The organism is Methylobacterium goesingense, assembly GCF_022179225.1.
GTDB lineage: Bacteria > Pseudomonadota > Alphaproteobacteria > Rhizobiales > Beijerinckiaceae > Methylobacterium > Methylobacterium goesingense.
In genome coordinates this window covers 24024-31968 of sequence record NZ_BPQL01000087.1, presented here as the reverse complement: position 1 = coordinate 31968, position 7945 = coordinate 24024, and the positions used below count along the sequence as shown (strand labels likewise).

9 protein-coding genes are annotated in these 7945 nt (G+C 68.8%); 5 read left to right on the top strand and 4 right to left on the bottom strand.

Going from position 1 to position 7945, the window contains the following annotated elements; translation table 11 throughout:
• The 4 genes from coxB to MFF30_RS16490 form a co-directional block, all read left to right on the top strand.
• On the top strand, positions 1–927 hold a 927-nt coding region (coxB, locus tag MFF30_RS16505; protein ID WP_238280572.1), incomplete at its 5' end, for a cytochrome c oxidase subunit II.
• Positions 924–2603, top strand: a complete 1680-nt coding sequence (locus MFF30_RS16500) for a cytochrome c oxidase subunit I (protein WP_238280571.1) — start codon at positions 924–926, stop codon at positions 2601–2603. The genes coxB and MFF30_RS16500, both read left to right, overlap by 4 nt.
• Positions 2600–3265 (top strand): cytochrome c oxidase subunit 3, encoded by a 666-nt coding sequence (locus MFF30_RS16495; RefSeq protein WP_238280570.1) that lies wholly within the window; start codon positions 2600–2602, stop codon positions 3263–3265. Before MFF30_RS16500 ends, MFF30_RS16495 begins: the two co-directional genes overlap by 4 nt.
• Before the next feature lie 11 nt (positions 3266–3276).
• The gene (locus MFF30_RS16490; protein ID WP_238280569.1) at positions 3277–3588 is read left to right on the top strand and encodes a cytochrome C oxidase subunit IV family protein; all 312 of its coding nucleotides are present in this window, start codon (positions 3277–3279) and stop codon (positions 3586–3588) included.
• Positions 3589–3656: 68 nt separating this feature from the next.
• Here MFF30_RS16490 and MFF30_RS16485 read toward each other — a convergent pair whose 3' ends face one another.
• The 4 genes from MFF30_RS16485 to madL form a co-directional block, all read right to left on the bottom strand.
• Positions 3657–3923, bottom strand: a complete 267-nt coding sequence (locus MFF30_RS16485) for a hypothetical protein (RefSeq protein ID WP_238280568.1) — start codon at positions 3921–3923, stop codon at positions 3657–3659.
• Between the two features lie 197 nt (positions 3924–4120).
• On the bottom strand, positions 4121–4816 hold the full coding sequence (locus tag MFF30_RS16480; RefSeq protein WP_238280567.1) for a GntR family transcriptional regulator: 696 nt from the start codon (positions 4814–4816) through the stop codon (positions 4121–4123).
• Between the two features lie 38 nt (positions 4817–4854).
• On the bottom strand, positions 4855–5619 hold the full coding sequence (madM, locus tag MFF30_RS16475) for a malonate transporter subunit MadM (RefSeq protein ID WP_238280566.1): 765 nt from the start codon (positions 5617–5619) through the stop codon (positions 4855–4857).
• Positions 5620–5623: 4 nt separating this feature from the next.
• Positions 5624–6070, bottom strand: a complete 447-nt coding sequence (gene madL / locus MFF30_RS16470) for a malonate transporter subunit MadL (RefSeq protein WP_238280565.1) — start codon at positions 6068–6070, stop codon at positions 5624–5626.
• 225 nt (positions 6071–6295) lie between these two features.
• Between madL and mdcA the strand changes: the two genes are divergently transcribed.
• Positions 6296–7942: a malonate decarboxylase subunit alpha gene (mdcA, locus tag MFF30_RS16465; protein WP_238280564.1), complete on the top strand. Its 1647-nt coding sequence runs from the start codon at positions 6296–6298 to the stop codon at positions 7940–7942.
• The last annotated feature ends 3 nt before the right edge of the window (positions 7943–7945 follow it).

The following is a 7945-nucleotide window of genomic DNA, read 5'->3' as shown; positions in this document are numbered from 1 at the left end:
GCCGCCTCCGCCACGGCCGTCGAGACCGACCACATCATCCTCGGCTTCACGGTGCTGACCCTGCTCCTCACGGTGCCGGTCTTCCTTGCCATCACCTACTTCGCCCTGCGCTACCGGCAGGGCGAGGTCGCCGACCGCACCACCGACGGGCGCCGCAGCGTCCTCATCGAGATCAGCTGGATGCTGATCCCCTACGTGCTGACGCTGTTCTTCTTCGGCTGGGGCGCCAAGCTCTTCATCGATTCCCGCCATCCGCCGCCCGACGCCATGGTGGTGGAGGCGGTGGGCCGGCAATGGATGTGGAAGTTCCAGCACCCCACCGGGCAGTCCGAGATCAACGACCTGCACCTGCCCATCGACCAGCCGGTGCGCATCCGCATCACCAGCCAGGACGTGATCCACGCCCTCTACCTGCCGGCGCTGCGCCTGCAGATCGCCGCCCTGCCCGACCGGACGACCGAGATCTGGTTCAAGGCCGACCGCACCGGGACATACCGGCTCTACTGCTCGGAATATTGCGGCACCGACCACTCGGTGATGGACGGCAACCTCACTCTGATGACCCAGGCCGCCTACCAGGACTGGCTGACCCACGGGGGCGCGCAGCAATCGAACGTGGCGGCGGGCCGCGCCATCTACGAATCCTACGGCTGCGCCGGCTGCCACGACGGCGCGGTGGCGGGGGTGAAGGCCCCCGCCCTGGCCGGGCTCTACGGCCGCGCCGTCCACCTCGCCGACGGGCGCACGATCACGGCGGACGCGGATTACATCCGCGCCAAGATCCTCAACCCCAATGCCAACCGGCTCGCCGGGGGCGGCAAGCAGGTGATGCCGAGCTTTGCCGGCGTGATCCCGGCCGACGACCTCGACCGCCTCGTGGGCTACCTGAAATCCTATCACCGCGTCGCGGACGGAGAGACCCGATGAGCAGCGCCGGCTCCCTGCAGGGCGAGGCCGCCGCCCGCGACCCCCACACCCCGTCCCCGACCCTCGACCGGCCCGACGACTACCTCCACGCGCAATCGACCCTGCGCTCGTGGTTCCTCACCACCGACCACAAGCGCATCGCGCTCCTGTATCTGGCCAGCATCACCGCCTTCTTCGTCGTCGGCGCGGTGGCGGCCGGCTTCGTGCGCCTGGCGCTGGTCGTGCCCGACGGCGCGATCATGACCAACGACACCTACAACAAGGCCTTCACCATCCACGGCGTGGTGATGGTGTGGTTCTTCCTGATCCCGTCGATCCCCGCGACCTTCGGCAACTTCCTGATCCCGCTGATGATCGGGGCCAAGGACCTCGCCTTTCCGAAGCTCAACCTCGCGAGCTGGTACGTCTTCATGACGGGGGCGCTCTTCACCCTCGCGGCGGTGGTGCTGGGGGGCGTCGACACCGGCTGGACCTTCTACGCGCCCCTCTCCACCGCCTTCTCGAACACCTGGGTGCTGCCGGCGCTGATCGGCGTCACCATCGTGGGCTTCTCCTCGATCCTGACGGGGCTGAACTTCGTCGTCACCATCCACACCATGCGGGCGCCCGGCATGACCTGGTTCCGCCTGCCGATCTTCGTCTGGACGCACTACGCCACCAGCCTGATCTTCCTGCTGGCGACGCCCGTCATCACCCTGGCGCTGATCCTGCTCATCGCCGAGCGCGCCTTCCATGTCGGCGTGTTCGACCCCGCCTATGGCGGCGACCCGGTGCTGTTCCAGCACCTGTTCTGGTTCTACTCGCACCCGGCCGTGTACATCATGGTGCTGCCGGGCATGGGCGTGATCTCCGAGATCGTGCCGGCCTTCGCCCAGAAGAAGCTCTTCGGCTACCGCTTCGTGGCCTACGCGGCCATCGGCCTGGCCTCCGTGACGTTCTTCGTCTGGGGCCACCACATGTTCGTCAACGGGCAGAGTGACCTCGCCTCGCTCGCCTTCTCGGCCCTGTCCTTCGCGGTGGCCGTGCCCTCGGCGGTGAAGGTCTACAACTGGACCGCGACCATCCATAAGGGGTCTTTGCGCCTCGACACCCCGATGCTGTACGCCATGGGCTATATCGGCCTGTTCGTGCTCGGCGGCCTCACCGGGCTCTACCTCGCGACCCTGGCCATCAACCAGCACATCCACGCCACCTACTTCGTCGTGGCGCATTTCCACTACATCATGGTCGGCGGGACGGTGCTGGCCTTCCTCGGTGGCCTGCACTTCTGGTGGCCGAAGATCACCGGGCGGATGTACAGCGAGCCCTGGGGCCGGATCTCGGCGCTGTTCATCTTCATCGGCTTCAACGTCACCTTCTTTCCGCAATTCATCCTCGGCTACCTCGGGATGCCGCGGCGCTACGCGACCTACCCGCCGGAATTCCAGCTCCTCAACGTGCTCTCCTCGGCGGGCTCGACCATCCTGGCGGCCGGCTACCTCTTCCCGATGGTCTACCTCGTCCATTCCCTCTGGTTCGGGCGCCGCGCGCCCGGAAACCCCTGGGACGCCAAGGGGCTGGAATGGGAGACCGCCTCCCCGCCGCCGCCCCACAATTTCGCCGGGGTGCCGCGGGTGCCGGAGGTGCCCTACGACTACCCGATCCAGGCTCCGGAGACCGGGAGGCAGCACACGTGAGCGCCGACCCCGCCGCAGCCGGGCCCGTCGGCATGACCCGCGCCGAGCACTTCGCCACAATCGGCCAGCAGCGCCACGCCGCGACGCTCGGCATGTGGGCCTGGCTGCTCACCGAATTGCTGCTGTTCGCGGGCCTCTTCCTCACGGCGCTGATCCTGCGCCTGCTCCACCCGGAGGCGGTGCAGGCGGCCGCCGGCCACCTCAAGTTCTGGATCGGGGCGGCCAACACCGTGGTGCTGCTCTGCTCCAGCCTGACCATGTCGGCGGCCATCGAGCTCTCGCGGCTGGGCTGGCAGCGGATGATGGTCGGCTGCCTCGTCGCCACCGCGAGCCTCGGCGCGCTGTTCCTGGTGCTGAAGGGCTATGAGTATTACGCCGATTACGAAGAGCACATGATGCCCTTCCTGGCGCGCCGGCCCTACGCGCTCGCCGAGCAGCCGGCCACGCGTCTCTTCGTCAACCTCTACTACGTGGCCACCGCGCTCCACGCGGTCCACCTGTTGACCGGCATCGCCATCCTCGTCGGGCTCACCTGGAAGGCGTCGCGCCCGGGCTTCCTGCAGCGGCACCAGAACTGGATCGAGGTCTACGGCCTGTACTGGCACTTCATCGACCTGATCTGGATCATCGCCTTCCCGGTGCTCTACGTGGTCAACCGGTAGGCGGCGTCGCGATGCGCAATCCTCGTCCCGCCCTCGACGCGAAGGACCGCGCCCTCCTGTGGAGCCGCCTGCGCGTGCCGGTGCGCACCTTCCTGGCGTTGCTGGCGCTGCTCGCCGTCAATGTGGGCCTTGGGGCGACGCGGCCCTTCGAGCAGGTCTGGCTCGTCGAACTCGCGGTGGTGGCCGCCATGGCGGCGATCATCGTCCTGGTGTCGATGGAGGTCCGCCACGAGCGGCCCCTGGTGCGGCTGTTCGCCGGACTCGGCTTCTTCTGGGTCGCGATCCTGTTCGGCATGACGCTGACCGACTACCTCGCGCGCTGAAGCGCCCCCCAGACATGAAAACGGCGGGGCTCGCGCCCCGCCGTCGTCAGCTCAGGTCGTACCGGGCCTCAGTAGGCCGGGCCACCCGAGGTGGTGCCGTAATTGGCGGTCGGCTTGTCGTTCTGCTCGGCATTGCCTTCCTTGGCCGAGTCGTCCGAGCGGCGGCCGATCGAGCCGGTCGTCACGTCGTCGTAATAGCCGACGGCGCGGCTGCCGGGCGCGGTGGCGGCGGGGATGCCGGCCGGGGCGTTGTAGCTCTGCGCGAGGGCGGACGAGACGGGAGCGCCGAGGGTGAGGACCAGGGCGGCGGCGGCGGAAGCAAGACGGACGTTCATGATTCGAGTATCCAGATGTACAGGTCGGTCACCGTCAAGCATCCGAGGATCCGATCCAGGATGTCCGGGGGCCGTTCTTCTTGGTACGATCTCGATATAGGAGCGCTCCGGCCGGGCCGGCGTGCGCTTTGGCACGCGATGCATGTGCCGAGCGCAGTTCTCTCGGCGGTCGAGCCGTGTTGCATGCGCGTGACGCATCATGCGTCCGGGCGGGCCTCCGCGTGGGCCTCGATGAAGTGGCGCAGGGCGCTGGCCGCGTTGAGCATGTGGGCGCGCATGCGCTTGGCCGCCGCCTCGCCGTCCCCTTCGGCGATCGCCGCCAGGATGGCGCCGTGTTCCGCCCGCGAACGCAGGATGCGCTCGCCCTGGCGCAGCTGGGTCCGGCGGAAGCTCGACAGGCGGGTCCGCAGCGCCAGCGCCTGCTCCTTGAGGAAGCCGTTGTGGGTGGCCCCGTAGAGGGCCTCGTGGAAGCTGCGGTTGAGGGCGTCGTAGGCGTCGACGTCGCCGGCCGCGACCACGTCACCGGAGCGCGCGTGCAGATCCATCAGGTGGCTGCGCTCCAGGGGGGTCATCCGGTAGGTGGCGAGCCGCACGCACATCGCCTCGAACTCGGCGGTGGTCTCGAACATGTCCATGATCCGCTCAGGGGTCATGCGCGTGACCACGACCCCCCGGCGCGGGCGCAACTCCACCAGCCCGTTGAAGGCGAGCTGGCGCAGGGCTTCCCGCACGGGGGTGCGCGAGGCGCCGAAGCGGTCGGCCAGATCCTGCTCGTCGAGGGCGGTGCCGGCGGCGAGCCGCCCGGCCGCGATCTCGTCCGTGAGCGCGTTGCGGATCTGGTCCGACAGGAGCCCGCGCTCCGTCCCCTGCTCGTCCATTCCGCCCTCGTCCATGATCCTTGTCCCTCCCAGGACGCGCGACACCCCGTCCGTCATCCCACGATGGCCCGCACCGTGAGGTAGAACAGCGAGGGACCGACGAGGCAGCCGATGCCGGTGTGGAAGGTCGCCGTCAGCGCGCCGTAGGGCACGAGCTTCGGATCCGTGGCGGCGAGCCCTCCGGCGACGCCGCTCACCGTACCCATCAGACCCCCGAAGGCCATGGCGGAGCGCGGGTTGTCCAGGCCGATGAGCTTGGCGACGAGCGGCGTGCCGACCATGACCATCACGGCCTTGGTGACGCCGGTGGCGATGGAGAGCGCCATCACGGCCGAATCCGCGCCCAGCGCCGCCCCCGTCACCGGCCCGACGATGTAGGTGACGGCCCCAGCCCCGATCGTCGTGATGCTGACCGCGTCGGTATAGCCGAAAGCGACCGCCGTGAGCGCCCCGACGATGAAGGGGATCACGGTGCCGAGCGCGAGCGCCAGCACGCCGAGGAGGCCGGCGCGGCGCGCCTCCACCACGTCGACCTCGAAGGCGGTGGCCACGATGGCGAAGTCGCGCAGCATCGCCCCGCCCATCAGGCCGATCCCGGCGAAGACCGGCAGGTCGGCGACCCCCTTCTGGCCGCCCGTATAGAGGCCGGCCACGTAGGCGAGCCCCAGCCCCAGCACGATGGCGATGGCCGAGCCGTGGACCCGGCCGGCGGTGAGCCAGCGGCTGGCGACCTTCGAGACCAGCATCAGGGCGCCCACCACCGCGAAGGCGGCCACCAGGTTCTGCTCGACGAAGACGTGTTCGATCATGTGCAGCATGGGATCACACCTTCTCCGCCGGGCGGGCTTGGGCCGAAGCGTCGCCGCCGCCGATGACGTCGCCGCCGTGGCGGACCTGCGCGTCCTCCCCCGGCTCGCGTCGCCCGAAGCGGCCGAGCAGGGCGACGCAGGCGAAGCAGAGCAGCAGCGAGACCGTGGCGGCGATGAGCACGATGGGCCCGCCGCGCACGGCCGCCACCACGTTCTGCTGTGCCGCCATCGCCACCACGATGGGGATGTACATGGTGGACCAGAACTCGACCCCGAGCTTGATCCCGCCGCCGAGCTTGCCTCGGGCGAGGAGCCAGGAGCGGGCGGCGATGAGCAGGATCATGGCGAGGCCGACGCCACCGACATTGGCCTTCACCCCGAGGGCGACGCCCAGGAGGTCGCCGAGGAACACGCCGATCAGCGTGCAGAGCGCGAGGAGTGCGACGCCGAAGATGGTCATCGGGCGTGTCTCCGCGTTGTCGGGCATGGCGTTCGGAATGCACGGGGCATGGGGCGTCCCTCCTGGGTATCCGGCGATTCGTTTTTAATTGAGTTCAGTATACTGATGATTGACAAATACGCAATTTTGAATACTGATTGGGTATAAGTGCCGGCCTCGGCATGTCGTGAGGCGTCGATGGCCCCGAACCGTATACGCGGGGGGGCGAACGAGGGAGCGGACGGGATGACGGATTGGTGCCAGGAACGCACCGCCCGCGAGGCGCGCCTCGAACGGGCACGGGTGCATGCCGACGGCAAGGTGGTGCCGGCGGCCCGGGTCGTCGACCTCCTCGAAGCGATCCTTCAGCCCGGCGACCGGGTCTGCCTGGAGGGCGACAACCAGAAGCAGGCCGACTGCCTCGCCCGGGGCCTCTCGGCCTGCGACCCGGCCCGGGTCCACGATCTGCACATGGTGCAGTCGGGCATCGTCCTGCCCGAGCACCTCGACATCTTCGAGCAGGGCATCGCGAAGCGGCTCGACTACTCGTATTCCGGGCCCCAGGGCGGCCGCATCGCGAAGATGCTCTATGGTGGCCAGATCGAGCTCGGGGCGGTGCACACCTACCTCGAACTCTTCGCGCGCTACTTCATCGACCTGACGCCGAACGTGGCCCTGATCGCGGGCGTCTCGGCCGACCGGGACGGCAACCTCTATACGGGCCCCAACACCGAGGACACGCCCACCGTGGTGGAGGCGACCGCCTTCAAGAACGGCGTGGTGGTGGCGCAGGTGAACGCGATCGTCGACCGGGTGCCCCGCGTCGACATCCCCGGCGACCGGGTCGACTTCGTGGTCGAGGCCGACAAGCCGTTCTACGTGGAGCCGCTTTTCACCCGCGATCCCGGTGCCGTGACCGAAACGCAGATCCTGATGGCCATGATGGCGATCAAGGGCATCTACGCCGAATACGGCATCCGCCGCCTCAACCACGGCATCGGCTTCGGCACGGCGGCGATCGAACTCCTGCTGCCGACCTATGCGGAGCGCCTCGGCCTCAAGGGCAAAATCGCGACGCACTGGGCGCTCAACCCGCATCCGAGCCTGATTCCGGCCATCGAATCCGGCTGGGTCAGCCAGATCCACTGCTTCGGCTCCGAAGTGGGCATGGACAAGTATATCCGCGCCCGTCCGGATGTGTTTTTCACGGGCTCCGACGGCAGCTTGCGCTCGAACCGCGCCTTCTGCCAGACGGCGGGGCTCTACGCCTGCGACCTGTTCATCGGCTCGACCCTGCAGATCGACCTCCAGGGGCACTCCTCCACCGTCACGACGAACCGCGTCGCGGGCTTCGGTGGCGCGCCGAACATGGGCTCGGACCCGCATGGGCGGCGCCACCCCTCCGACACCTGGATGAAGGCCGGGCGCGAGGCCGGCGGTACCGGGGACCCGGCGCTCCGGCGTGGGCGAAAACTCGTGGTGCAGCTCGTCGAGACCTTCGGCGACAAGCTGGTGCCGGCCTTCGTGGAGCGCCTCGACGCCCTCGAACTCGCGAAGAAACTCAACCTCGAACTCGCCCCCGTGATGGTCTACGCCGACGACGTTACCCACATCGTCACCGAAGAGGGCATCGCCAACCTGCTGCTGTGCCGGACCCTGGACGAGCGCGAGCAGGCGATCCGTGGGGTCGCCGGCTACACCGAGGTGGGCCGCGGCCGCGACCACGCCGAGGTCGAGCGCCTGCGGGCGCGGGGCATCATCCGCAGGCCGGAGGATCTCGGCATCGAGCCCCTCGACGCCGACCGTTCGCTGCTCGCCGCGCGCTCGATCAAGGACCTCGTGCACTGGTCGGGCGGGCTCTACGAGCCGCCGGCCAAGTTCCGGAACTGGTGAGGG

What these genes read in the sequence shown, in the direction of transcription:
- MFF30_RS16500 (WP_238280571.1), top strand. Translation starts at nt 924, where the DNA reads ATGAGCAGCGCCGGCTCCCTGCAGGGCGAGGCCGCCGCCCGCGACCCC.
- MFF30_RS16480 (WP_238280567.1), bottom strand. Translation starts at nt 4,816, where the DNA reads ATGGACGAGGGCGGAATGGACGAGCAGGGGACGGAGCGCGGGCTCCTG.
- mdcA (WP_238280564.1), top strand. Translation starts at nt 6,296, where the DNA reads ATGACGGATTGGTGCCAGGAACGCACCGCCCGCGAGGCGCGCCTCGAA.
- MFF30_RS16490 (WP_238280569.1), top strand. Translation starts at nt 3,277, where the DNA reads ATGCGCAATCCTCGTCCCGCCCTCGACGCGAAGGACCGCGCCCTCCTG.
- MFF30_RS16485 (WP_238280568.1), bottom strand. Translation starts at nt 3,923, where the DNA reads ATGAACGTCCGTCTTGCTTCCGCCGCCGCCGCCCTGGTCCTCACCCTC.
- madM (WP_238280566.1), bottom strand. Translation starts at nt 5,619, where the DNA reads ATGCTGCACATGATCGAACACGTCTTCGTCGAGCAGAACCTGGTGGCC.
- madL (WP_238280565.1), bottom strand. Translation starts at nt 6,070, where the DNA reads ATGACCATCTTCGGCGTCGCACTCCTCGCGCTCTGCACGCTGATCGGC.